Origin of the sequence: Pseudoalteromonas sp. SWXJZ94C (genome assembly GCF_015864385.1) — a bacterium.
Lineage (GTDB): Bacteria > Pseudomonadota > Gammaproteobacteria > Enterobacterales > Alteromonadaceae > Pseudoalteromonas.
This window is the reverse complement of sequence record NZ_JADYXF010000015.1, coordinates 41,165-67,506: the sequence shown is the minus strand read 5'-3', so window position 1 is coordinate 67,506 and position 26,342 is coordinate 41,165. Positions and strand designations below refer to the sequence as shown.

General features: G+C 36.8%; 22 protein-coding genes. 4 read left to right on the top strand and 18 right to left on the bottom strand.

Annotation, left to right across the window (positions count from 1 at the left end; all coding sequences use genetic code 11):
• Window positions 1–205: 205 nt before the first annotated feature.
• The 8 genes from I6F65_RS08470 to thrS all read right to left on the bottom strand — a co-directional run bounded on the left by I6F65_RS08470 (window position 206) and on the right by thrS (window position 8,852).
• Window positions 206–1,762 (bottom strand): SulP family inorganic anion transporter, encoded by a 1,557-nt coding sequence (locus tag I6F65_RS08470; protein WP_024612834.1) that lies wholly within the window; start codon window positions 1,760–1,762, stop codon window positions 206–208.
• A gap of 242 nt (window positions 1,763–2,004) precedes the next feature.
• Window positions 2,005–2,463, bottom strand: coding sequence for an Lrp/AsnC family transcriptional regulator (locus I6F65_RS08465; protein ID WP_024612835.1), 459 nt, complete (start codon window positions 2,461–2,463; stop codon window positions 2,005–2,007).
• Between the two features lie 115 nt (window positions 2,464–2,578).
• The gene (locus tag I6F65_RS08460) at window positions 2,579–3,220 is read right to left on the bottom strand and encodes an MBL fold metallo-hydrolase (RefSeq protein ID WP_197112432.1); all 642 of its coding nucleotides are present in this window, start codon (window positions 3,218–3,220) and stop codon (window positions 2,579–2,581) included.
• A gap of 2 nt (window positions 3,221–3,222) precedes the next feature.
• Window positions 3,223–5,040, bottom strand: coding sequence for a M14 family metallopeptidase (locus I6F65_RS08455; RefSeq protein WP_197112430.1), 1,818 nt, complete (start codon window positions 5,038–5,040; stop codon window positions 3,223–3,225).
• Window positions 5,041–5,534: 494 nt separating this feature from the next.
• Entirely contained in the window at window positions 5,535–5,894 is a 360-nt protein-coding gene (gene rplT, locus I6F65_RS08450) for a 50S ribosomal protein L20 (protein WP_002960711.1), read from the bottom strand.
• A 15-nt stretch (window positions 5,895–5,909) separates the two neighbouring features.
• Window positions 5,910–6,110, bottom strand: coding sequence for a 50S ribosomal protein L35 (gene rpmI, locus I6F65_RS08445; RefSeq protein ID WP_002960713.1), 201 nt, complete (start codon window positions 6,108–6,110; stop codon window positions 5,910–5,912).
• Between the two features lie 212 nt (window positions 6,111–6,322).
• A complete protein-coding gene (gene infC, locus I6F65_RS08440) occupies window positions 6,323–6,883 on the bottom strand; it encodes a translation initiation factor IF-3 (protein WP_076917071.1) in 561 nt (186 codons plus the stop codon).
• Window positions 6,884–6,941: 58 nt separating this feature from the next.
• On the bottom strand, window positions 6,942–8,852 hold the full coding sequence (thrS, locus tag I6F65_RS08435; protein WP_166113085.1) for a threonine--tRNA ligase: 1,911 nt from the start codon (window positions 8,850–8,852) through the stop codon (window positions 6,942–6,944).
• A gap of 360 nt (window positions 8,853–9,212) precedes the next feature.
• On the opposite strand from thrS, the gene I6F65_RS08430 reads away from it, so the two are divergent.
• Both I6F65_RS08430 and I6F65_RS08425 read left to right on the top strand, forming a co-directional pair.
• The gene (locus I6F65_RS08430; RefSeq protein ID WP_024612840.1) at window positions 9,213–9,659 is read left to right on the top strand and encodes a DUF3010 family protein; all 447 of its coding nucleotides are present in this window, start codon (window positions 9,213–9,215) and stop codon (window positions 9,657–9,659) included.
• 184 nt (window positions 9,660–9,843) lie between these two features.
• Window positions 9,844–11,577, top strand: a complete 1,734-nt coding sequence (locus I6F65_RS08425; RefSeq protein ID WP_197112428.1) for an AMP-binding protein — start codon at window positions 9,844–9,846, stop codon at window positions 11,575–11,577.
• Window positions 11,578–11,643: 66 nt separating this feature from the next.
• On the opposite strand, the gene I6F65_RS08420 is transcribed toward I6F65_RS08425, so the two are convergent.
• The 5 genes from I6F65_RS08420 to I6F65_RS08400 form a co-directional block, all read right to left on the bottom strand.
• The gene (locus tag I6F65_RS08420; RefSeq protein WP_197112426.1) at window positions 11,644–12,090 is read right to left on the bottom strand and encodes a DUF4826 family protein; all 447 of its coding nucleotides are present in this window, start codon (window positions 12,088–12,090) and stop codon (window positions 11,644–11,646) included.
• A gap of 112 nt (window positions 12,091–12,202) precedes the next feature.
• Window positions 12,203–13,603 carry a M28 family metallopeptidase gene (locus tag I6F65_RS08415; protein WP_166113079.1) on the bottom strand — a complete coding sequence of 467 codons (1,401 nt, stop codon included), beginning with the start codon at window positions 13,601–13,603 and terminating at the stop codon, window positions 12,203–12,205.
• Between the two features lie 182 nt (window positions 13,604–13,785).
• Entirely contained in the window at window positions 13,786–14,301 is a 516-nt protein-coding gene (locus I6F65_RS08410) for an MgtC/SapB family protein (protein ID WP_166113076.1), read from the bottom strand.
• Between the two features lie 8 nt (window positions 14,302–14,309).
• Window positions 14,310–15,422 carry a GNAT family N-acetyltransferase/peptidase C39 family protein gene (locus I6F65_RS08405; RefSeq protein ID WP_197112424.1) on the bottom strand — a complete coding sequence of 371 codons (1,113 nt, stop codon included), beginning with the start codon at window positions 15,420–15,422 and terminating at the stop codon, window positions 14,310–14,312.
• 4 nt (window positions 15,423–15,426) lie between these two features.
• Window positions 15,427–16,821 carry a RimK family protein gene (locus tag I6F65_RS08400; protein WP_166113070.1) on the bottom strand — a complete coding sequence of 465 codons (1,395 nt, stop codon included), beginning with the start codon at window positions 16,819–16,821 and terminating at the stop codon, window positions 15,427–15,429.
• A 305-nt stretch (window positions 16,822–17,126) separates the two neighbouring features.
• Between I6F65_RS08400 and I6F65_RS08395 the strand changes: the two genes are divergently transcribed.
• Entirely contained in the window at window positions 17,127–17,465 is a 339-nt protein-coding gene (locus tag I6F65_RS08395; RefSeq protein WP_197112422.1) for a zinc ribbon domain-containing protein YjdM, read from the top strand.
• A gap of 190 nt (window positions 17,466–17,655) precedes the next feature.
• On the opposite strand, the gene I6F65_RS08390 is transcribed toward I6F65_RS08395, so the two are convergent.
• The 5 genes from I6F65_RS08390 to I6F65_RS08370 form a co-directional block, all read right to left on the bottom strand.
• A complete protein-coding gene (locus I6F65_RS08390) occupies window positions 17,656–19,113 on the bottom strand; it encodes a hypothetical protein (RefSeq protein ID WP_197112420.1) in 1,458 nt (485 codons plus the stop codon).
• A gap of 261 nt (window positions 19,114–19,374) precedes the next feature.
• Window positions 19,375–19,851 carry a GreA/GreB family elongation factor gene (locus I6F65_RS08385; protein WP_197112418.1) on the bottom strand — a complete coding sequence of 159 codons (477 nt, stop codon included), beginning with the start codon at window positions 19,849–19,851 and terminating at the stop codon, window positions 19,375–19,377.
• A gap of 237 nt (window positions 19,852–20,088) precedes the next feature.
• Window positions 20,089–21,030: a protein translocase subunit SecF gene (gene secF / locus I6F65_RS08380; RefSeq protein ID WP_197112463.1), complete on the bottom strand. Its 942-nt coding sequence runs from the start codon at window positions 21,028–21,030 to the stop codon at window positions 20,089–20,091.
• On the bottom strand, window positions 21,023–22,861 hold the full coding sequence (gene secD, locus I6F65_RS08375) for a protein translocase subunit SecD (RefSeq protein ID WP_197112416.1): 1,839 nt from the start codon (window positions 22,859–22,861) through the stop codon (window positions 21,023–21,025). Before secD ends, secF begins: the two co-directional genes overlap by 8 nt.
• A gap of 141 nt (window positions 22,862–23,002) precedes the next feature.
• Window positions 23,003–23,464 (bottom strand): hypothetical protein, encoded by a 462-nt coding sequence (locus I6F65_RS08370; protein ID WP_197112414.1) that lies wholly within the window; start codon window positions 23,462–23,464, stop codon window positions 23,003–23,005.
• A gap of 472 nt (window positions 23,465–23,936) precedes the next feature.
• Here I6F65_RS08370 and I6F65_RS08365 point away from each other — a divergent pair, with 472 nt between their 5' ends.
• Entirely contained in the window at window positions 23,937–26,000 is a 2,064-nt protein-coding gene (locus tag I6F65_RS08365; protein ID WP_197112412.1) for a hypothetical protein, read from the top strand.
• The last annotated feature ends 342 nt before the right edge of the window (window positions 26,001–26,342 follow it).

The following is a 26,342-nucleotide window of genomic DNA, read 5'->3' as shown; positions in this document are numbered from 1 at the left end:
GATTTACTCTTTTATTTTTTTTATTAGCCTAACTGGCATAAAATTAATAATTTATAAAAATGTTGATTGTTATTATATCGATTTATAAGAATGCTTAGCACTACCAACTGTCTTGCTTTTTAAGAGCCTTACCGCAAAGCAGGTATAAAAAAAGCGAAAGGTGTGACCTTTCGCTTTTTTAAATTCTTATTTACCTAATTAAATACTACGCAAGTTTATCTGAAGCCACTTTATAAGTAGGATCTTCAATTACGTTTACTTCAACTAAATCGCGTGCTTTGTGTAATAGCTGCGTGCAGTCTTTACTTAAATGACGTAAATGAAGTTGTTTACCAGCCTTCGTATACTTATCAGCTAAACTGTCTATCGCTTCAATTGCACTGTGGTCAGAAACACGGCTGTGTTTGAATTCAATAATTACATTTTTAGGGTCATTCTTAACATCAAATAAATCAGTGAAGTTTTTAACTGAGCCAAAAAATAACGGACCGTGTAGTTCGTATACCTTAGCACCTTCAGTATCAATGTAATTAGTTGTGTATATTTGTTTAGCATGTTGCCATGCAAATACAAGCGCAGAAACAATAACGCCCACACATACTGCAATTGCTAAATCAGTTATAACCGTCACACCCGATACAAGTACAATTACAAACGCATCAGATAAAGGCACACGCTTCATCATTTTAAAGCTTGCCCACTCAAATGTACCCAATACAACCATAAACATTACACCAACTAGGGCAGCAAGTGGGATCATTTCAATAAGGCTTGAAGCAAAAATGATAAAACCAAGAAGCATAAGTGCAGCACTAATACCTGATAAACGAGAACGTCCACCAGAGTTAATATTGATCATAGATTGACCAATCATTGCACAACCACCCATAGCACCAAACATACCACAAGTAATGTTTGCCGCACCTTGACCAATACATTCTTTATTACTGTGACCACGAGTCTCAGTAATTTCATCAATTAAACTCAGTGTAAGTAATGATTCAATTAAACCAATTGCGGCCAAAATAAGCGCATAAGGGAAAATAATTTGCAGGGTTTCTAGATTAAAAGGCACCATAGGGATATGAAATTGCGGTAAACCGCCTGCGATTGTTGCCGCTTCGTCGCCTGTCATACCTTTTAAGAAATCAAGCACAGTATGCGCTTGTAAATCTAAACCAATAACTAGAGCTGTCACAGTAACAATTGCTACTAGTGTTGATGGCACTGCTGTTGTTAGTTTTGGTAAAAATTGAATAATCGCCATAGTTAAAGCAACTAAACCAAGCATAATGAAAAGCGGGTTGCCCGTCATCCATTCTTGCCCGCCCATGCCATCAGGTACTTTAAACTGCCCTAACTGGGCTAAAAATATAACGATTGCTAGGCCATTAACAAAACCAAGCATTACCGGATGTGGCACCATACGAATAAACTTACCAAGCTTAAATACCCCAGCAAGTATCTGCAATATGCCCATTAAGAGTACAGTAGCAAATAGATACTCTACACCATGATCAAGTACTAAACTTACCATAACAACAGCTAAGGCACCGGTAGCACCCGAAATCATACCAGGACGACCGCCAAATATAGCCGTAATTAAACCAACGATAAACGCGGCATATAGACCAACTAAAGGTTCTACATTTGCAACAAAGGCAAACGCAACAGCTTCTGGTACCAAGGCAAGTGCCACAGTTAATCCAGATAGAATATCGTTTTTAGCAGAGCTTGGCGCCCTACTGAGTAAGTTAAACATTGAGTTCCTCAAAGTGTAGTATTAGGTATCAAAAAAGCGCTGAATTCTACCAAATTAGCGCTCAGTTAACAATTGTCAATGTATCGTTAGGCTAAACAAAACAATGTTTAGTCCTGTTTTGTATTCAAGGATGAATTATTGCAATCTGTTAGGTCTGTTAAGTCTGTTAGGTATGGAAGTGTACAGCGTCATATTGAATTACAAACTTAGTGTGTAACTCAATATGCCACTTATTTAATATGTTATAGAGGAAGAGATGTACTGCGTTTTACACACGTCATAGTTACGTTAGAATGTACTTCCTGTACGTACTCTAAGCTCAATAGGTTATCACGAACAAAGTGCTCATAACCTTCAATGCCTTGTGAAATAATACGCAGCATAAAGTCCATTGTGCCTGCCATAGTGTAACACTCTGTTACTTGGTCATAACTCAGGATTAATTTTTCAAACTCAGCTAGATTTTTCTTACCATGGTTAGATAAGCGTACATGGGCGTATACCAACATATCAAAACCAAGTTTCTTTTCATCTAAAAGAGCAACTTTGCTTTTTATGTATCCGTCTTGCTCAAGTTTGGCAATACGACGCCAGCAAGGAGATTGTGATAAGCCAACCTTGTCGGCAATTTCTGCTGTAGATAAACTAGCATCTTGTTGTAAAAGTGCCAAAATTTGGCGATCTACGTGATTTAGAGACATTTTATTTCTTATTTATCAAATAAATTGGCTAAATTATACAGCTATTTATAAAAACAGTCTGCTTATTTTTATAAATTATACGTATATATTATTTCTGAATTATACTTTTAAGTCATTAACCGTATTGACCACTTATAAATGGGTTACTTTGTTTTTCGTGAGCAACGTTAGTATCACCACCATGCCCTGAAAGTATTTGGGTTATATCTGGTAAGGTTAAAATATGTTTATTAATCGACTCAATTAGCTGCTCCGCATTTCCTTTAGGAAAATCAGTACGCCCCACTGAACCTTTAAATATAACATCACCAACAATAACTAATTGCTCTACCGATTGATAAAAAACGATATGTCCAGGTGTATGACCTGGGCAATGTTTTATATCAAAACTTAAATTCCCCACACTAACTTTATCGTCATGGTTTAGCCATTCATCAGGATAAAAAGGCGCTATAGGTGCAAAGCCAAACATTTGAGACTGCATTGGCAAGTTTTCAAACCAAAAATGTTCATCTTTTTGTGGACCAATAATTTTAACATTAAACATATTACGTAATATGTCAGCACCGCCAACATGATCTAAATGCCCATGAGTCAACCAAATTGCATTTAACGTTAAATTATTCTCTTTTAAAGCCGTAATTATTTTATCGCAATCACCGCCTGGGTCTATCACCACTGCTTGTTTAGTATCTGAGCAGGCAATAATTCGACAATTTTGTGCAAAGGGCGTTACTGGTATTGTTACAATCAACATTATTATATTTCTTTATCTTTTTGATCAGCTATAACAACCTTTTCTTCAAACGACATTAAAATTGGATACTTTAAATATGCTTGATCGTAAAAGGGGCTATGTTCATATAACCAATTTAATCTCGCGTCTGCATCATTCGCAAATTCTTTGTCATTATTAATTTTTTTATCAAATGCGAGTGCTAGTTTAGGATTGTCTTTTAACATTTGGCGAGCATAAGGAATTAACGCATAGTTTTCCATATATTCAGTACGCTGAAAAATAGTGTTAAATTCTCCCCAAGCAAAAAATGAATCCGGTGCTTCTGGATGCAGTAAATGAGCAGCTAACTCACCAGATTTTTGCTGTGTATTTACTTGATACCACCCATCTAAATCAACATTAATAGCGGGTATATATTCAAAACTGGCTGATACTCTAAAGCGACCTTCAAACGGGGCTTTGTCGAATGCATAATCGCTCACTTTAGCCATTTTTAAAGGTTGAGTATTTGCTCCTTCAAGTTTATTAACAGACACACCATGAAGCTTCAATTTTTCAATTATATCGCTATATACAGGTGGAATAAAAAAAGCTTTTGGAACTTCAACGGTATCCAACACTTCTTTTTGCCAGTAAATAGGTAAATTACTATAATCTAGCTTTTTGCCTAAATAATTAACTTCATTTTGACCCGATAATTCATTCATACTTGATGCGTAAGCAATACCTTTAAATTCTATTGTATCGGCTTGCTTTGCGTAGCCACGTTTAACAATTAGTTGCTTTGGCACAAATTCTTGTTCTTTTTTAACAGCATTAGATAACTCGTGGCTGTATGTAGATAGCGCATTAATTGCGCCATCTAAAAATACGTAAGTACCTAAAACTCGTTGTTTGTAAGGTTTTAAAGAGTGGTTTTCAACTAAAATAGTCGGCAATGATTTTAGATCGCCCCACCCGTTAGAAAATCGAGGTGTAGCAACCCAGCCTGCTAGTCCCTTTTTAAAATCACGTTTATCCATAGTAAATACCAATGGACCAGGAATATGCCCTTGAGACGTCAACTCTTCATCTATCATTGGTTTAAAAAACTGATTTAACGTATCTGAAACAGCCGGTGACTCACTTGCAAATACAGGGTTATATCCATACGTTACATCGTACTGATAATCAGCACCGTCGGTTACATGCACATCAATGTATAAGTTTGGGTTATATGCATTAATCACTTTTAATACACTTCTAACCTCTGGCGTATCTAATTTAGTAAAATCACGATTCAAATTAAGATTATTAGCGTTTGTTCTAAAGCCCATTTTTATAGGACCACGCTGATTTATGCGATTAAAAACGCTGCTACGTTCATGTCCATCAACATTTAAAATAGGAATGAATAGAATATTTACCTTCTTTAAAATATCTCTGCGTTTGCCCGTTGCTATGTCTCTTAACAACATAAACATCGCATCCTTACCGTCTATCTCACCAGAATGTATTCCCGCCTGAATAAAGATGGTTGGTTTAGTGCTATTTGCCATTTGCCCAGCTTCAAAAAAGCCCTGCTCGCTCGCAATAAGCATTTTAATTGCACGTTTACTATTACTATAGCCAATTGTTTGAGATTTAAACTGCGTAGGGTTCGCGGCAACCAGCCTATCAACAAATGCCATTGTATCTGCATAGTTAGGTGAAATTTCACCTGATGAAAGCTCAAAATCGGTCGTAAGGGGACCTTGTTGTTGCATTAACTCATTACTTTGACCTTGCCATTGTATCAAGGGTGGTAAATGACTGTCGTATGCAACACTTGCAGATAAAACTAATAAACTTGCGAACATAAAATTCTCTAACAAATGCCTTAATTGTAAAAATTATATCAACAATTTTTTTTAAAATGATAAAACTGCGGTGATTCAACAAAAAAATGCAGCCAATTACATATCAATAAGTTATGTGTTTAATTTTATATTTAAATTTGAAAATGTAGTGAGCTTATTAAATTTAATAAGGCGTATTGTGGAGCCTGATTTTTAATACAATTAATAAAATTTTAGTTAAATAGCGATGCAGGATTTAAAAATTGAGACATTAGTTAATTATTAAATAATACCAATTAAGCTAAATATTGGCGCTATTTAACGACAAAAAATTGCGTTCTAACTAAGTTGAATTCTATCTCGTCGCTATAAATAAAATCTTTATCAACATTCGATAATTGATTAGTAAGTTAACTTGTTAAAATAGTTATGTAGACTGGTACAAACCAGCTCACCAAATTTTAGGCACAAAAAAAGGAGCCATAGGCTCCTTTTTGATACTTATATGAAAAAGCTTAAGCCGCTAGGCCTTCTTTTGCTTTTTCTACAAGCGCTGCGAATGCAACTTGGTCGTAAACAGCGATATCTGCAAGGATCTTACGATCGATTTCTACAGATGTCTTTTTAAGACCATTGATAAAACGGCTGTAAGACAGACCATTTTGACGTGAAGCAGCATTGATACGTGCAATCCATAATTGACGGAAAGTACGTTTCTTCGCACGACGGTCACGGTAAGCGTATTGACCCGCTTTAGTAACAGCCTGGAAAGCTACACGATAAACACGTGAACGTGCTCCGTAATAACCTTTTGCTTGTTTTAAAACTTTTTTGTGACGTGCACGTGCGACAACGCCGCGTTTAACTCTTGCCATTTCTAAAAACCCCTATTAAGCGAACGGTAACATACGTGAAACTAGACCATGGTCATTTTTATGAACCATCATCTTAGGACGTAGGTGTAACTTACGCTTAGAAGTTTTCTTAGTCAGAATATGACGAAGATGCGCTTGTTTACGCTTGAAACCGCCAGAAGCAGTCTTTTTGAAACGCTTAGCAGCGCCACTGTGACTTTTTAGCTTGTAAGCCATTGCAATAACTCCAATTGTATTGCTTTTAAATTAGTAAGCAGGCGTGAGATATATTTCTATAGCTCCACTTTTAGGCCTAACTTACTGCCATGTTCCGGTGAAGACCCAACATAAATGCCGCAATCTTACTTTAAAACCGGTTAACTCAGGTGAATATTTACATATTAACTTGCAGACCTGAGTTAATTTCGGTGCGTATTATCGCTTAAAAATTATTTTTTAGCAACAGGCGCCATCATCATAACCATTTGGCGACCTTCAACGCGATTTGGGAAAGACTCAACTACTGCAAGTTCTTCTAAATCGCCTTTGATACGGTTTAATAATTCTATACCAATTTCTTGGTGAGCCATTTCACGACCACGGAAGCGGATGGTTATTTTAGCTTTATCGCCACCTTCTAAGAACTTACGTAAGTTGCGAAGCTTAACCTGATAATCACCTTCATCCGTACCAGGACGGAATTTGATTTCTTTTATCTGGATCTGCTTTTGCTTCTTCTTCTGCTCTTTCAGTTCTTTACTTTTTTCAAAGATGAACTTACCGTAGTCCATGATTCTACAAACAGGCGGCTCAGCATTAGGGCTGATCTCAACAAGATCAACACCAGCTGTGTCAGCCATAGCTTGCGCGTCTTTTAATGACTGAATTCCAGCTTGTTCGCCTTCAAGGTCAATTAAACGAACTTCTTGAGCTGTAATTTCTTCGTTAATACGATTTTTTTGGGCTGTTTGTTGCCCTTTCTTGCCGCCTCTAATAGTACGTTCCTCCAAGAATATTAATAATATAAGCGTGTAATTGGCTGTTTGTTATGCCTTACACGCTCTGTTTTTACTGTCGACTTTTGATTTCTTCGCTAATTTTAGCTACAAAATCATCAACATTAAATTTGCCAAGGTCTTCACCTGTGCGAGTACGCACTGCTACTTCTTGTTGTTCAACTTCTTTATCGCCAACAACAAGCAAGTAAGGAATACGCTTAAGTGTATGCTCTCGGATCTTAAAGCCAATCTTCTCATTTCTCAAGTCAGCAGCGGCTCTAATACCCAATTTATTTAATTTTTGTACAACTTCTTTAACATAAGGCGCTTGTTTATCGGTAATATTCATAATTACCACTTGCTTTGGCGCAAGCCACGTTGGGAATAAACCAGCATACTCTTCAGTTAAAATACCTATAAAGCGCTCAATAGAACCTAAAATAGCACGATGTATCATAACCGGTGTGCGTCGTTCGTTATTTTCAGCTACATAAGTAGCGCCTAAACGACCTGGTAATGCAAAGTCTAGCTGCACTGTACCACACTGCCACGCTCTGTCTAAACAATCGTACAAAGTAAATTCAATTTTAGGACCGTAAAAAGCACCTTCGCCTGGTAGGTAATCAAATTCTATGTCGTTTAGCTTAAGCGCTTCGGCTAAAGCAAGTTCTGCTTTATCCCACATATGGTCTTCACCAATGCGTTGTTCTGGGCGAGTAGATAGCTTAACAACAATCTTCTCAAAACCGAATGTTTCATATGTATCATAAACCATCTTAATACACGCTGAAACTTCGTCCATTATCTGCTCTTCAGTACAGAAAATATGAGCATCATCTTGGGTAAAGCCACGAACACGCATTAAGCCATGTAGTGCGCCTGATGGCTCATTACGATGACAACAACCAAATTCGGCCATACGAAGTGGTAAATCACGGTACGATTTTAAACCTTGATTAAAGATTTGTACGTGCCCTGGGCAGTTCATTGGTTTAATTGCGTATTCACGCTTTTCAGACTCAGTAGTAAACATTGCCTCTGAGTATTTTTCCCAATGCCCTGATTTTTCCCAAAGTGAGCGATCCATCATCATTGGACCTTTTACTTCTTCGTAATCATATTCACGTAATTTTTCACGAACGAATTCTTCAAGCTCTCGGTAAATGCTCCAACCATCGTTGTGCCAAAATACCATGCCTGGCGCTTCTTCTTGCCAGTGCCATAAATCAAGTGCTTTACCTATACGACGGTGATCGCGTTTTTCAGCTTCTTCTAAACGCTTTAAGTACGCTTTAAGTTGCTTTTTATCGCCCCACGCTGTGCCGTAAATACGTTGTAGCATTTTATTGTCTGAATCACCACGCCAATATGCACCAGCTACTTTCATTATTTTGAAGTTTTGGCAAAATTTCATATTTGGTACGTGAGGACCACGACACATGTCTACATATTCTTCGTGATGATATAAACCTGGACGATCATCTTTAGCAATGTTTTCATCCAATATTTCTATTTTGTACGTTTCGCCACGCGCTTCAAATGTATCGCGTGCTTCTTGCCAGCTTACGGTTTTTTTAACTACATCGTAGTTTGTTTTAGCAAGTTGCAACATACGCTTTTCAATTGCTTCAAGATCATCTTGAGATAACGACTGCTCCATATCGATATCGTAATAAAAACCGTTATCTATAGTAGGACCAATCGCCATTTTAGCGTCAGGGAAAAGTTGCTTAACTGCATGGCCAATTAAGTGAGCACAAGAGTGACGAATAATTTCAAGACCGTCATCATCTTTAGCGGTGATGATTTCAAGTCGAGAGTCTTCACTAATTAAATCACATGCATCAACACGGTTGCCATTAACACGACCCGCAATCGTCGCCTTAGCGAGACCAGGACCAATATCATTTGCAACATCAAGAGTACTTACTGGGTTTTCAAAACTACGTTGACTTCCGTCTGGAAGAGTAATAACTGGCATTATAAATCCTTGCTACAGTGGTGACACCTACAATGTATCACGTGTATTTTTAATAAATTAAATGAGAATGACTCGACAACGCTTTTACGAATAAGCATTGACTATTTTTCGCCACTTATGGCTAATGTAGATGTTGAGTCTGCTCAACTACAAAAAAGATATTGTCGCGTGCCACGCCATTAATTACAAGTTATAAGCGCTGAAAATACAGCCTGTTTTACGATATAAATCAACTTTTATGATAAAAATAACAAATTAATTAAAAAATAGTAAAATTAGAATGGTCAATCATGCTGATACTCGCATTTTAATGTGTGTTGCGTATAATACCGCGTAATTAAGTTATATTAGAGAATAGCAATGAGAACATGTGGTGTAGAAATTACCGGTAGTGATGTACTACTTTGTATTTTAAGTAAAGATAACGACGTATTTGATATTCGCGATGTGCGCCAAACACGCTTTACATTAGGTAACGGTAACGACACTGAAATAATGCGTAAATTTCAATTTGATTTTGCAAAGTTAATGCAAGATTACCAAATTGATTCTGTTGCGATTCGTGAGCGTCAGCCTAAAGGTAAGTTTGCTGGCAGCGCAAAGGGATTCAAAATGGAAACCGCAATTCAATTAATCGAAAATTTGGATGTACGTTTATTTACTACAACTGAAATTAAAGAACAGGTAAAACGTAATCCTATTCCTATCGACTTTGATGACACTGGTCTTAAAAAGTATCAAGAAAATGCATTTGTAAACGCCTACGTTTATATAATGAAAAAAACATACCGCAGCGACGAAATGTAAACATACTGCTCGGTTAAAAACGCGTACTTACTTTGTAAGGCGCGTTTTTTTGTGTCTAAAAAGTAGTATTAGCTTTTATTAAACCACTAAGACATTAGTCTAACCACTCTTCTCTTTGTCGACAATTTGTGTTTATTTTAACCTGTATTTTATGTAACAAACACACACCGATACGGAGAATCACATGCTTACACACACAACAGCGGTAAAAGAAGTAGAACTAATAAATGACTTACCGCTATCACACAGCTATTTTAAAGGTATACAAAGTACGCCACTCACCAATTATACTATTGGTGAGTATTTCGACCTTATTGTCGACAAATACTCAGAGTCGCTTGCCGTAGTTGTACACCATCAGGATATTCGCCTGACTTATAAAGAATTTCAAAAAGAAGTTAATAAACTTGCTATGGGGCTAATAGCACTGGGCGTAAAACCTGGGGAGCGTGTTGGTATTTGGTCTCCTAACAATATTGAATGGTGTTTAACTCAATTTGCAACAGCCAAAATTGGTGCAATTATGGTGTGTATTAATCCAGCATACCGACCTAACGAATTACAGTACGCGTTAAATAGCGTTGAATGCTCAACCTTAATCACCGCATCGAGCTTTAAAAGTAGTAATTACATCGAAATGCTACAAAGTTTAGCACCAGAGTTAGCTAATAGTGAAAAAGGAAAACTAAACGCCAAAGCACTACCTACACTCAAAAATGTAATTCGCATAGGTGATAAAGCAAGCCCCGGTATGTATTCATTTACTGAGATTACTGCCATGGCAAACACCGAATACAGCAATCAATTAAAAAGTATTGGTGCAACTTTAAGCGCTGATCAAGATATAAATATCCAATTTACCTCTGGCACTACCGGCAATCCAAAAGGGGCAACACTCACCCATAAGAACATTTTAAACAATGCGCTTTTTGTTGCTGAATCAATGCATTTTACTGATAAAGATAAGTTATGTATTCCTATACCGCTTTATCATTGTTTTGCCATGGTACTAGGCAGTTTGTTATGTGTTAGTAAGGGAGCTGCAGCTGTTTACCCTGGCGACGCTTTTGACGCTAAAACAACTTTAGAAGTAGTACAACAAGAAGGTTGTACTGCACTTCATGGCGTACCTACTATGTTTATAAGCGAACTTGAACTTAGTAACTTTAACGATTACGACTTAAGTACGCTGCGCACAGGTGTAATGGCAGGCTCCACATGCCCAGAGCAAGTAATGCGCAAAGTACAAACCCAAATGAACATGAACCAAGTTGTTATTGCATACGGACAAACTGAGTGCAGTCCAATTAATAATATTACCGAAACCGATTCATCAATAGAACGCCAAGTAACCACGGTTGGTCGGGCTCTTGCACATACTGAGGTTAAAATAATTGACGAGTTAGGTAATATTCAAAAAATAGGTCTACCTGGCGAAGTATGTAGTAGAGGTGCTGGTATTATGCGCTGCTATTGGAACGATGATGAAAAAACCAAAGCCACGATAGATAAAGAAGGTTGGTTGCATTCTGGTGATTTAGGTGTGATGGACAATGATGGCTTTGTAAGCATTGTTGGTCGAATTAAAGACATGATTATTAGAGGCGGTGAAAATGTATACCCTCGAGAAATAGAAGAGGTTTTATACACTTACCCTGGTATTCAAGACGCTGCAATATTTGGTATCAGTGATGAAAAATTTGGTGAAGAGATATGCGCGTGGATCCAGCCAAAAGAAGACGCCATATTGGATGAGCAAGCAATACGTGCATTTTTAAAAGATAAACTCGCCTACTTTAAAATGCCTCGTTATATTCGCTTTGTAGAAAGCTACCCAATGACTGTAACCGGTAAAGTACAAAAATTTAAAATGCGAGAACAAATGCAAGAAGCGCTTTCTGAAAAAGCATTTTCTTAAGTTATTAGCATTTAATAATTGTTCGAAAATGAAAGAAGGGCAATAACTTAGTTATTGCCCTAGTAATTATTTTGGCTCGTGGGCCCAAAGCGGTTCATTTTCATGCATTTCATATAAACCATGTGCACGATTTATTAGTAAGTTAGCAAAATCTACCTGCGTTTTATCGCGCGATCCTGTACTCATTATTTGATCGGCTTTTAATTGCCACTGCAAAGAAAAATAACGCATTGCGTCTCGTGCGTCTTTCGCGGCGGTTGCCTCAACATGATCTGTTGGTAAGCGACCCGTTATAACCCAATAGTTTTTACCGTTTTGAGCTTTAAATTTCCACATAGCACAAAGAGGCGCTAAAAAACGACTGTCCTTTTCAATCACTGTTTTAGGCATAATGCCTTTTTCAGCTAAATGTTTTTGAGCATTTTGAAAACATTCACGCTGCCATAATACTTTTTGTTGTTCTGCTGCGGCTTGCTCTTCTAGTGTTAACGGCTTTTGTTTTTGTTGTTCCATTTTAATAACCTTTTACTACTTTTTCACCACTTTAAGGGCTTAACAAATAAGGCGCAAGTATAAAAACGGTACTTAGCGCCTCAAAATGTTCTGTTTGCTCTATTTTTGAACGTTATTTTATATTATGGTCAAAAGAGCCCACATCACCTGGAAATACTACCGGCGATTCAATACCCTCTTTGTTTATTGAAGCAACGCCAAAATAGTAATTATCAATCACTACATTTTTAAGCGTCGCGGTTGTAACTTTGCCAACAGCTTTACTATATTGCCATTGCGGTTCGCTAGTATAGCGCCAGTAAATACGGTAGCCAGCAACATTACTATCGCTAGATTCTTGCCACGACAATGTAGTATCGGCAGTAACTGCGCCCTCTATTTCGACTTTTTTAGGTGGCGCCGGCGCCCAAGCCATCGATGCCATAGTTACCGCATTTAGCGATGTTAGTTTTGCGGTGTAATCAAAATCAACGCCCTCAATAGTATCACCGTACTCAACACCATTTTCAGTGCGTAAATCTTGGTGTTGATGATTATAGTTTTCATTAGTTTCCATAATACGGACTGCGGCAAATCCAGCATCATTAAACGGACGGTGATGCCCTCCTCGACCAAATCTATCTAATCGGTAAACCAACATAGTATCTAAATTAGGAATGTATCTGTCGGCAACTGTGTCTATGTAACGTGCTAAGTTACGACTCGCTGAGTCAACCTCGCCACCAGTAAAACGACGTGTTTTTGCTTGCTCTTTAGTTTCTACAACACGCGTACCTTCAGAAAATATACGAGCGGTTGTATTATCCGTTACGCCATTAATACCACTAATATTGCCAATCATGTCGTTGTTTAAAACACCATGTACTTGCCAATCATGTTTTTGCGCATAAGCTGTTAATATTTTACCACCAAACAACCCTTGCTCCTCGCCCGAAAGCGCAGCATAAACAACCGAGCCATTAAATTTATACTTACTTAATACGCGAGCCGCTTCTATAACGCCTGCCACTCCTGATGCGTTATCGTTTGCGCCTGGCGAATCGCTGGTAAAGTCCATAACATCGCTTACACGTGAATCTATATCTCCCGACATCATAACCATTCTATTTGGTTCGCTCATACCGCGTTGAATCGCAACAATATTTACTACTTCAACAGGATTCGGAATACGTTTTTCGCCCGATATAGTCTCTTTTACCTCTATTATTTCTAAGCAACCACCGCAATCAGCTGATATTTTTTCAAACTCTTTTTTTATCCAACGTCTTGCTGCACCAATGCCTCGGGTGTCTGACTTTGTTTCTGATAATGTATGACGCGTACCAAAATCCACTAGCGTTTGAATATCGCTGCCAATACGCTTAGCTGAAATTTCAGCTGCAATGTTATGAAGTTTTTCTTGGTCTTTAAATTTAAGCTCTGACGCATTTGCTGTCAGAACAAAAGAACACGCTACTGCAAGTGTGCTGTATTGCAAAACCTTGCTCGTAATTTTAATACGTGTGCTAAGCATAAATATGACTCCTAATTATTTGAACTCATACCATTACCCAAGCACGCTTTTACTGCAATATATTTGAGTTAAACATAAACATGGTTACGCTGAAATGCAGATTAATGCATTTTCCTCAATACTGCTTAAACTAATTTATTGCTAAATGAGTTCGATAAAAAGTGTATAAAACAAAAACGCCACTAATCGTGGCGTTTTGTTTCATCAAATTCTTTTCGATAGTAACGTTTTTGATAATTTTTTACTTTAGTGTGTACGCCTTTGCTTAAGCTTTTAAATTTAGCCTCAAGTACGTCAACACCGTATAAAATACCGACCACCAGCACCGAGAGTTTAATAGCAGCGCCAAGGTTTTCGGTCGCTATCATAACGCCTATTGATGCAAGCACCCAAATGGTTGCAGCAGATGTTACACCAACTACCGCACCATCTTTTGCAAGCATAACGCCAGCACCTAAAAAGCCAATACCTGTAATTATTTGCCCAACTACACGAGAATGATCTATCACATCCCCTTGTAAATTAAACGCAGTGGATAAAAACAAATACGTACCCAAGGTTATTAACGCTGAAGTACGAATGCCTACAGGTTTACCACGCAATTGGCGCTCTATACCAATAATGGCACCACAAAAAGCCGCAGTACCAATAGCCGCCCACGAATACGGGGCTACATCAATTAAATCTAAAAAAGTCACTATTAACCTTATATTTTATTAGCTATAGCCACCGCCGTTCTTAAACGTTGGCTACCAAACGCTGACATTTTACTAAAATCACTTCGCGCAATAGGTACATATTGGCAATCTATTGCGAGCTGTTTGTCGTTACCGGGCTCACAAAACGGATCGTGGACATACACGCAATGCTCATCAAGGTGCGTAACACACACCCAATGTGGCGATTTTTTACCATCAAAACTGTATGTGCTAATTAATAACAGCACGCTAAAGCCTTTACTTAACCACTCCTCAATATGCTCAAGTTCTACATCTTTATGTGTAAGGGGTATATTTGCCTGTGCAATACTATCTACAAATTGCTGATGCACTGTGGCAAGTACCAATTTTTTGTTTTCGTTGCGTACGCCATCTAAAAATAAAGGCTCGGTGGTATTAACCATTACCTCGCTTTTAAAACCACGCTTATTAGCCGCAAGTGCCAAACCAAACGGATGGCACCCTCCATGACCCGATGTCATAAAAATGGTGGTACCTTCACGCCAAAGTGCTAACTCATGTGATTGAGTAAGCTCAGTAGTAGGCTCAAGTGCGCCCATTGCCATTAATAGCGCAGCAGGTCCGCACGTAAACTCTGTAGTTTGCTGATACCACGGCGTTAAACGCGCCACTTTTAACTCACTTGTTTGTCGAATGTTTTTTTGCATTCGTAGTGCGTCACTGTGATCGTCGTAATAATCGCTGTATTGACCAAATACCCTGTAACCTAAACTTGTATAAAGCCCAATCGCACTTTCGTTATTTACAGCCACTTCTAAGCGCAAGTACAGCCGAGCGCGCTCATACGTTTCTTTTTCAAGGCTAGTAAGCAGTGCTTTTGCAATACCTTTACCTTGCATAGTTGGTAAAACAGCAAGCGAATATAAACGCGCTAAACGAGTCCCTTTATGGCACCACACTAGCCCATAGCCGCATAATTGCTCGCCATTTTCTGCAACGAGTAAAATACCGTGCTTAGCACTTAGCCAGCGCTTTAAACTGCGCGGGCTCAATTTATCATTATTAAAGCAGGCATTTTCAACGTCAATCAGTGCATTTAAATCACTGCTAAGCGCTTTTCGAATAACAAGGTTGCTCATGTTATTACCCACGGCCTCGTGCTTCTAAGCGTTGTTTAAATTCATCCATAATGATCATGTATAGCTCGTCACCTAAATAGCCGTCTTCTACTTTGTGATCAATACTTGGGTTGTCGTTTACTTCAAGCACGTATGCTTTGCCTTGATGCTCTTTAACATCTACGCCATATAAACCTTTACCCACTGTTTTACATGCTTTTAAAGCTGCATCTAATACCGCTTTTGGTAACTCAAAGGTTGGCAATGTTTCAAAGCCACCAGAGAAAAATCGTTTAGCATCGTGGTTATAAATTTGCCAATGGTTACGCGCCATTAAATAACGACATGCATAAATTGCACGACCATTTAACACACCCACTCGCCAATCGTATTCGGTATACATGTACTCTTGTGCAAGCACTAATGCGCTAAACTCAAACAGCTCTGTAAGCTTAGCTTCAAGCTCATCACGGTTTGAAACTTTAAAAACACCTTTTGAAAAAGACCCTTCAGGCATTTTTAAAACAAGCGGATACGTAAACGCTTCTTCTAATTGCTCAAGCGTTTCACTTGATTGATCAGCCACTACAACCGTTTTTAAACTTGGCACTTTTTGATAATTAAATGCATCGTGTAAATACACTTTATTACAACAACGTAAAATAGACTCAGCGTCGTCAATAACCACTAAACCAAGGCTTTGCGCTTTGCTCGCAAGGCGATACGTTGGGTGGTCAATCGCTGTAGTTTGGCGAATAAATAACGCATCAAATTGAGCAATGTTATCAATTTCGTCAAAACTTAATGCTTGTGCATTAATACCGTGTTTAGCCGCTGCTTTAATAAAACGCGCAATGGCGTCTTTATCACTCGGCGGCACTTTTTCGTTATGATCAACAAGTATTGCCATGTCCCATCTAAAACGACGTTGTACCGAACTAATACGCCACTGAGTTTTAGTAAAGTTATCTAGCTTTGCAACAAAGTCACTGTACTGCTGCTCACTTAAAGACGACAAAGACCCTTGTTGTAATAAGCCTTGTTCATCAACAAATAAAATAGGCGCAGGATATTGTTTAAATACCGACTTTGCCGCTTTTGACTGTAAATCGTTTTGGGCATTACCAAAGTAAAGTGCGCCATCTATTTGGCCCAAATTTAGCATAGGTGCTTGACCACTGCGAAGTGCATTAATGGTTTTTACACTGGGTAAAACTTGGTGTTTGCGCGCCTCAGCAAGTAACGAGCAATAGTAACCTTTGCTCAAGTATTGGCTTGAGTCGCACAGATTAATAATGCGTGTTTTTGGTTCGTTATGTTTTGGGTAATCACGTAAGTAGGTATTAAACGTAATTACATTTTCGAACGATTGAGCAAGCGTTTGCTCGTTGTTATCAACCACAATTAAGGTTTTAAACACGACTTTTCCTAGTTAAGTCAAAATATAAAAGCATGCCTAGTAAAATATTAAGCATTATAAATAGAAACACCCATCGTACTAAGTGGCGCATTATTGCAAATCACTTAATACGATGGGTGCTTTAACAGGTACCTACTGTACACGTTAGCGCTTAAATTGCTTAAGCGACATGTGCTTTATATGCCCTTTTTTAAAAACGCACAAACGAGATATTTTTAGCGTGAAGATGAAAAATATTGATTAACTATATTTTCCACCTAATGCAGATTAAAATACGCAAAACAGTACTTTATAAGAGTTTAAAAATGTCGCTGCCTGCTTGCCCAAAGTGCCAATGTGAATATGTTTACGAAGACCAACAACTGCTTGTTTGCCCTGAGTGCGCTCATGAGTGGAACCCAAATAATACAAACGATGACGACGCTATTTTAGTTAAAGATGCCAACGGCACTGTGCTAAATGATGGCGACAAAGTGACAGTAGCCAAAGATTTAAAAATTAAAGGCAGCTCGCAAGTAATTAAAATTGGCACCAAAGCGGTAGTTAGAAAAGTGCTTGATAAAAAAGATCACGAGCTAGATTGTAAAGTAGAAGGCATTGGCGAAATGATGGTAACAGCAAAGTTTGTGAAAAAGGCTAACTAGTTTGAGTAGGTCGGATAAATGGAGAAGCCATGTCATCCGAGAATTAATTCATGAATAAAAATAAGCGTTTATTGTGTTGGTAATTAGGACGGGTGTCATCCTAATTAAACCTCTTTTAAAATTAGGCAATACCTAAATCTTTACTAGTCGCCCACTTTAAGGCGTGTTCTTATACGCCTTTATTGGCTTATTATGTAACTGCTTTTTTTGTTCTTTCTATTGCGCTTAAAAAACCATCGACACCTTCATGCATAGGAGATTTATCTCCATGTTTTTTATCCAACGTATCTGATGCATTTTTCGATACTGCATCAATAGCTGAGCTAAGTAGCTTTTTCATTAAGTCAGGATCTGATTGACCCAATGCTTCAATTTGCATTTTGAAATTTTGATATGATTTAGCTAATGCCTCTTTATGAGCATACTCTTGTTGTAATCGCTGACTTTCACTTCTTCTCTTAGACGCAAATAAAGTAAGCCATAAAATAGGTAACACAATAGGTAACTTATACAAAATGCTTGAAGCTAGCTTACTTGGGTCTGTAATTTCAACAAACTTAATAAAGAAAAGCCCAACTTCTTGAGTAATAGATAAAAGAGCAACCAAAACTAATACGGATATTGAGCTATAAAATAGCTTTGAATAATTTTCAATCGGTTTATTAAAAGACTCTTTAAGATCGTGGTAGGCCGTGGCTAATCCTGCACTTGTTGCCCCAGGTAATAGGCTTTCAATTTCATCATTTAGAGTTTTATATTTTAATTCTTGTTGCTTTTTAAATTCTTCTAAATGTTTTTCTCTAGCAATAATTTCGGCCTTTAAACCTCCTTCGAAATTCCCTTCATCATTCTTAGTTCCAAATACATCTAAATGATATTCTCTAAAATCCTTTAGCTTACCTTTAACTTCACTAAGTAAACTTTTAATGGTTTCTGATTCGGTTTCTGCTAACTCCAATGCACTATTTATTTCAGACGCAATTGATTCGTTAACGCTATCCCCATCAAGCAAATCGCTTTTATACTGTTGAATTTTTTCATAGTTTTCTTCGAGTTTTTCCTCAAAACTATTAATTCTGGTACTTAAGCTTTCTTCTTCACTGTCATCAAAGTAATGTGTTTCTAATTCTTTAATACGTTGATTTGAAACCTCTGATTCTGAAACAAGGCTTGACGCACTCTCCTTATACTTAGAAATTGTATCCAAAATAGAGCTTGCTTCAGTCTGAAATGAATTTAACTTTGAATTAATTGTTTTCGTGTACGCTACGAATGAGGCACTTGCAGACTTTGCTGCTTTACCTGCAACAACTTGATAAGGCCTAATATAAGTTAATAAATTATCTAGATGCTTATTAGCATTTGTAATATGCCCAATGTTCCGATTATTTTGATAGCTTTTTATTTGCTGTAAGCACGAATTACATTGACCATGATAATTATCCCAAGTTGAAGGTGGTATTAGTTCTGGATCACAAGCTTCTAATAAAGAATTTAAATAATTAACTACTTTTTTAAATCTTGCAATTTCCTCCACACTCGTTACGACAGTTTCATCGTCAACAAGCACCTCATCAGTTACATCAAGTATTTCTTCCCATACTAGTTTAAAAGCATGATTTTCAAATTGTTGAATCCAACGACTCATATAGTTCCCTTATCTTTTGATTCGTCGCAGCTTAAATCCAGCAACTACCATATAGCATTATATTAAACACCACTTTGATGCTTTATAACACCAAAACGGCGTATATTTCTTGGCTCAATAATTCCACCAAACAACTCTAATGTAAACAAGTAATTACGTATGTTATAAAATCCACGTTGTTAAAAAATACCAAAACGACTTTTAATAATGTTATGAAAAAATTAGCTTTGTCAGATGGTGTTCTCTTAAAAAACCAAAACCTTATAAAATCTCTACCACCACGTATTCATGGGCTTTACCTGCAATTGTTAACGTAATTTCATCATCAATCTGTTTATTTAATAACTGCTTACCCATTGGTGCGCCGGGTGTTACAACGGCAATGGAATGCTGTTTAACGTTTACTGTTAAACCACCAGCGGCTGGGCCTAAATAAAACCATTTTTGGGCTGCTTTATCATCTTCTAAACATACAAGCGACCCGACTATTATTTTGTCGGTTGGTTTTTCGTTAAAGGCAGGTTCGAACAATTCTATGCTTTTATAGCAATCGTTTACGCGCTGGGCTTGACCTTGTGCTAAATAAGCGGCTTCGAGCCCTAAGGTATCGTATTTATTTTCAGCTATGTTTTCTTCATGTGTGGCTGTGTCGTGCGCAGTTTTTGCCGCAACTTTTGCTGTTGTAAGCTGCGCTTCTAACGCAAAACGAAGGTGTTCTATAACGTGGGCTTTATTCATGGGGTTAATACAATACTGGCAGTAAAAATAAGGCGATTAGTTTAACATTTTTGCAGGGCTTAAAACCATTATTTTAAGCCCTGCACATTTGTTGGAGGTTGGGTGACTGGTTGATGTTGTTATTGAATAGTTATTGAGTAGTTATTGGGTGCTTTTAAAGCCCCAATCAAGTAATTAAAAATAAAGAGCTGCATATTTATTGGTTGAAAAACCACTCTTTACTTATTAATTCTCGTTTTATGGCATATCCATTAATGTTTGGGTTTTTACGTCTACTTTTACTTCGTAGTTTTTTGCACTTACCCCCATTAATTCAGGTAATGTTGCCGCTATACAAATAGATGAAAACGTACCTACTACAATGCCTGTAAACAAGGCTATAGCAAACCCTTGTAATGGCGCACCAGCTAAAAGCCAAACACTTGCAACTGTAGCAAGGGTTGTACCCGATGTAATTAAGGTACGTGTAAACGTGCTTTTTATTGCATCGTTAATAATAATGGCAGGTGATACGTTTGCGTTAGACTTTACTCGCAGTAACTCACGCACTCTGTCGCCTACAATAATAGAGTCATTGAGTGAATAACCAATAATGGCTAGTAAACTTGCAAGTACGGTTAAGTTAAACTCAAGTTGTAACAATGAGAACAAGCCAAGTATTAGTACTAAATCGTGTACTAGTGCAACCACTGAGCCAACAGCTAGGCGCCATTCAAAACGCACTGCAAGGTAAAGCATTACTGCAATCATGGCGGCAAACATAGCTAAACACCCTTGGTCAAATAATTCATCCCCTACTTGTGAGCCAATATAAGCTGATGATAATACGGTTGCGTCTATATCGGTGTTTTGCGTTACTGCGCTTTGCCAGTCGCTGCTATTATTGACCGATGATTTATTTGCACTAGGTGCCTCTCTTAATTGAAAGTGGTTATTACCTTGGCTGGTTAATTCAAAATCGCCGTTATGATTTTTAGCAATAAACTGCTCTAGGTTTTTAAGCTCTACGCTTTGACTGGTAGTAAACTCTGTTAAGTAGCCACCCGTAAAATCTAAACCAAAATTAAGACCTTTTTGAGTCAGTGTAAATACCGATAGCAGTACAAGAGTGGCGCTTAATACTAAGCCCATAAAACGCAAACGAGTGCCCTTTTCGCCTTTTAAAAAATAATTAAGCATTTGCACTTACTCCACCTTTTTTACCAAATTTTAAATACAATGTCTGACTCAATACTTTTGATACATATACACCGGTGAACACACTGGTTAATAGCCCTAGCGCTAAGGTAATAGCAAAGCCTTTTACTGGTCCGTAGCCTATTCCATATAAAATAAGCGCGGTGATCATGGTGGTTATATTGGCATCAAATATTGTATTTGCTGCTTGTTTATAGCCCTCTTGAATTGCTTGATACGGACCTCGTCCTCTTCGTCGCTCTTCTTTAATACGTTCAAATATAATTACGTTTGTATCTACTGCCATGCCTATGGTTAGTACTAAACCGGCAATGCCTGGCAGTGTTAAAACTACACCTGGTAATAAAGACATTAGCCCTACAAGTGACGTTAAATTTAATATAAGTGCAACGTTTGCAATAAGACCAAGGCGTTTATACCACATAGCCATAAACGCAAGTGTAATACCCAATCCCAGCATAAGTGCAGCTAAACCATTACTGATGTTTTCGCTTCCTAAACTTGGACCAATTGTTTGTTCGTGAACAATAGTGACAGGTGCAGTAAGCGAGCCCGCTCTTAGTAATAAAGCAAGATCAGCAGCCGCTTGTGTGCTTTTCATATTGGTAATACTAAAGCGAGAACTTAAATGCTGAGCAATGTTAGCTACATTTATTACTTCACTTTTTTTAACTACTTCGCCTTTGGCATTTTGAGAATACTCAGAGTAAACGGTTGCCATTGGCTTACCAATATTAGCTTTAGAAAAAGTAGACATTGCGTCGCCGCCCTGCCCATCAAGGCTTAACTGCACAAGCGGCTTGCCCCAATCATCGCGACCAAGGTTCGCATTATTAATATGATCACCGGTAAAAATAGGCACAGGATCGAGCTTTATAGTCCCGCCCGATTGCATATTAAAAGTTTGCCCGCCAATTTCTTTTAATTGGTAAAAACCAAGTGATGCCGTTGCACCAATAATACGTTTTGCTTCGGTAGGATCTTGCACACCAGGTAACTCAATACGAATACGTTGTTTACCTTGGCGCTGTGTTACGGCTTCGGTAATGCCAAGTTCTTCAATTCGTGAACGAAGCGTTGTAAGCGTTTGCCCCATTACTTCTTTATCGAACGCGCTACGTCCTTTTTCTGAGTAATTAAATTGTACAATGCTTACATTACCGTTACTGCTTTTGGTTGTGGTTAAGTTAGAAAAGCGGCTATTTATTTCATCTACAACTGCACTTAATTTGTCACTTGTGCCATCTAATGCATTTATTTCAAAGCCATGCTGGGTTTGCTGTGCTTTTACACCATGTGCCTTTTGTTTAATGATGATTGATTTTGCTTGCTGATACGCACTTACTAATTGTTCATCAACTGCTTTTTCAAGATCTACATCAAGTACAAATAACACACCCCCATTTAAATCAAGCCCTAGCTTAATTGGTGAAAGACCAATATTTTGTAACCATAACGGGCTTGTTGCATGCTCAACAATTTTAACTTGCACAGTAGGAAATTGTGCTTTTATATCAGCTTGTGCCTGAGCACTTTTTGTTGGCTCATTAAGTAACACATTAATTGATGATTGATCATCAAGCCCTTGCGCTACGGTTAAGCCGTTATCGTTTAAAAACGACACAAGTTTATTTGTACTTGGAAGTGTTTGATTTTCGCTATGCGGTGCCGCACTAATATTCAACCACGATTTGTTTGGATATAAGTTTGGTAATGCGCTTATAGCAAGTAAAACCAGCACTACAAGCATGGCGATATAACTTAACTTAAATTTTGCCGTTAACGGCTTTTTGGTATTTTTTACGTTTAACATGTCTAATCCTTACTACCCACTAAATAGTGAGTAACATGCCTGTTTATGTATTTTATTTAGGTGTACATAAATCAAGGCACAATTAATTTACAGGCTTGAGCTCTAACTAAGCAAAAACCAATTAAAATTAAATAGGAAAAATTAAGCGTGGTAAGTCGTTACCGCTGTATACAGTAAGTTGGCGTCTTTCCAACCACTTAGCCGTGACTTTTTACTTTTTGAAACGAGGGTATACCAAGGCTTGGGTTTATTTACTGGTTGCGACTGTAAATATATTTGCTCGGTAATAGTGTGTGCAAAAAATTCAAATATCACATCATACTGAGGTTCGCTTTGCTCGTTATATAAGAACAATGATGAATTATTTGCAGTAAACCTAGGCTGATGCGCCCAATAATCAGTTTGATGATTTTTTTTATGTTGTCCATCGCTCATTTTTTTTACAACTAATGGCGCTTTGGTTAAATCAACAAAACTGATAGATGAAATTTGTGAAGCCGTATCAATACTTAAATCATGTTTAACACTCGCAGCTTGGCCTTGCACACTAAAAAGTGCAGCTATAAGCAAAAAAGTAGTTAAAAAAACGCGAAATTTAAACATTAATTTAAAATCTTAAATAAGAAGTAGCTATTATATAAGGGCAGTCAATTAAAATACAATAGCCTGATATGTATTTAGTTTAATTTTTTATTCACCCTACCTTTCAAAATATTAATGCGGTTTTAGTCAAAGTGTATTACGCAAATATATTTTTAAATAATCTTTAATATAAAATACACAGCGTTTAAACCGGCTATTTCAACAACAATAAATAGACTATAGCCCTACTAGATTATAAAAAACCAATCATTTATAACTAGGCTTATTTTATTATTGGTAATTTATTATTCATTTAACATTCATTTAATGATTTTTTTGGTAAAATAACTGAAAACCTGTAACAGTTCACACAATAAATGTGCAAGTTGCATAGACTATACGAAATTAGTATAATGAAATGTAAACAAATAGCTAAATTTTTATTTTTCTTAATTATGTTATGGCTAGTAAATATTAGGCAAAAAGAGTCATTATGAAACAAAACATATTTAATAAAATAGCCTCAAAATTTTATAATAAAAGTTTAAAGCTAATAAACACCTTAAGTAATGACACTGACCTAAAAAAGCTGATAGACAATAGCGAAATAGTTTCTTTTGATATTTTTGATACAGTGATCCTCAGAAAAGTCCTTGAACCTGCTGATATTTTTACAATTGTTGAAAATTTATATAATGATGAATATAAAAAGCTAGAAATAGACTTTAAAAGTATCCGAAGTAAAGCCGAACCAGAAGCAACTAAAATACTAGCTCAGGTAAATGGCACTCAATCGATTGGCTTAGATGAAATATACGCACATATACAAAAAACACAAAATTTAGACAGTAAAATAATAAATGTACTAAAAGCACTAGAGATCGAAATAGAATTAAAATTTTGTGTTAAAAACGAATATATGTACTCTTTTTATCAATATTGTATTGATAATGGGAAAAAAGTTATTTTTACCTCGGATATGTACTTACCTGAGTATGTAATAAAAAAAATCCTTCACGATAATGGGTACACAAAGTTCCATCAATTATACTTATCATCTGTAATTCGTAAATCGAAGTCTAAAGGTGGGTTATACTCACATATTCTTAATGACCTATCTTGTAAACCATCTAAGCTTTTACATGTTGGTGATTATTATTACGCCGATGTGATCAACGCGATGAAAGAAGGCATAAAGCCTTATTATTACAAAAAAACAAGTGAATATGCGCTAAGCCATAATTCGTTTAAAAGACTAAGACAGCTATATCCCCCGAAGTTATCCATAGAAGAATCTATTTATTTTGCGACGATCATTAATAAAACCTTTACCCAAAGAAATAATAACAATGAGAATATTTGGTACGACTTTGGTTATGTTTACTGCGGAATAATATATTTTGGCTTAACTCGCTGGTTTACTGGTCAGGTTATGCACCAAGAAATAGAACATATATTTTTTCTTGCTCGCGACGGCTATATTATGAATAAAGTTTATACCCTTATGAACCAAGGAACGAGTACACCTCCTAGTAAATACATGTATGCATCGAGAAGGGCTATAAATATCCCTACTATATACAATGGTATAGACGAGCATTCAATAAAAGTACTGTGTCATTTCGTTCCTAATTTAAGCGTTGAAAATTACCTTGATAGAGTCGATATAGATGCAAAAAAACATATTGACCAAATAAAAGAAGTTGGGTTTTCTGATCAAAAACATACAATAGAAACAGATAACGATAAGAATAAATTAGCTAAACTATTTAATTTATTAGCTAACGATGTATGCAATATTGCGGCTGTCGAAAGAGAAAACCTATTAACTTACTTGCATCAGATTGGATTTATGGATGCAAAAAAAGTCGCTATTGTTGATATTGGGTGGCAAGGAACAATTCAGAATTCGTTAAATAAGTTAATGCTACTAGAAAATAAAGAAATAGATATTAATGGCTATTATCTTGGCACATTTCAAACTGCAATGAAGTTTGCTAAAAAAGGGTTTCCGATGTCTGGTTATATGTGTAACTTTTCGGAACCTAAAAGTAATCATCAGGTTTTATCTAAAGGTGTACACATGTTTGAGTTTATTTTTTCGGCGCCTCACGGCTCTGTAATTAAATTTGATAAAAAGAATGATAAAGCTGAGCCTGTTTTTGAACCTAATGATTTTTCTAGCGGTAAGTTAGATACGATAAACGAATTTCAAAAAGGTGCTATGGATTTTATTACTGACTTTATGGCGACTGAGAGAGATTATAAAACAATGAATATAGCACCTGAAACAGCCATAAAACCTATATCTCGGTTATTAAATAGCCCTACCTATAGCGAATCTGTAAATTTTGGTAACCTCAAACATTCTGAGTATGTGGGTGCAAATAGCCATGAAAGTTACTTTGCTAAAACATCAGATCCATTAAAAATGTTTATTAATCCGATCAAATTTAAACAAGCCTATAGTAAATCATTATGGAAAGCTGGTTTTAGAAAACGCTATATGAGATACCTACTACCAGAAAACTTATACTGCTACTTTAAAAAGCATTAATTTTTGTAACTCCCTTTAATGCTGCAATACCTTTTACTATTATCATGTTAGGGGGTTTTTAAATGTTAGCGTTACTTAACTAGCTTACGTTTTAACTCGTTATTTATAAAAATAGCTTCCTCACCAAACGATGAATATGAATTTAATTAAAAAGTAGCTCGCTAATTATTTCGGCTATTAATTTTAATGCTCGTAGGTTTTGTGATTTTTAGGTTTTACCCCATAAATTAACTTCTGTCAGCCATAGCTAAAAGTGCATACGTTAATTAATATTTCAAAGAACGAAGCCTTTAATTTTGAATTAAATATCTACCCTTTGTTTTAATTTATTGTGCTTGCTTA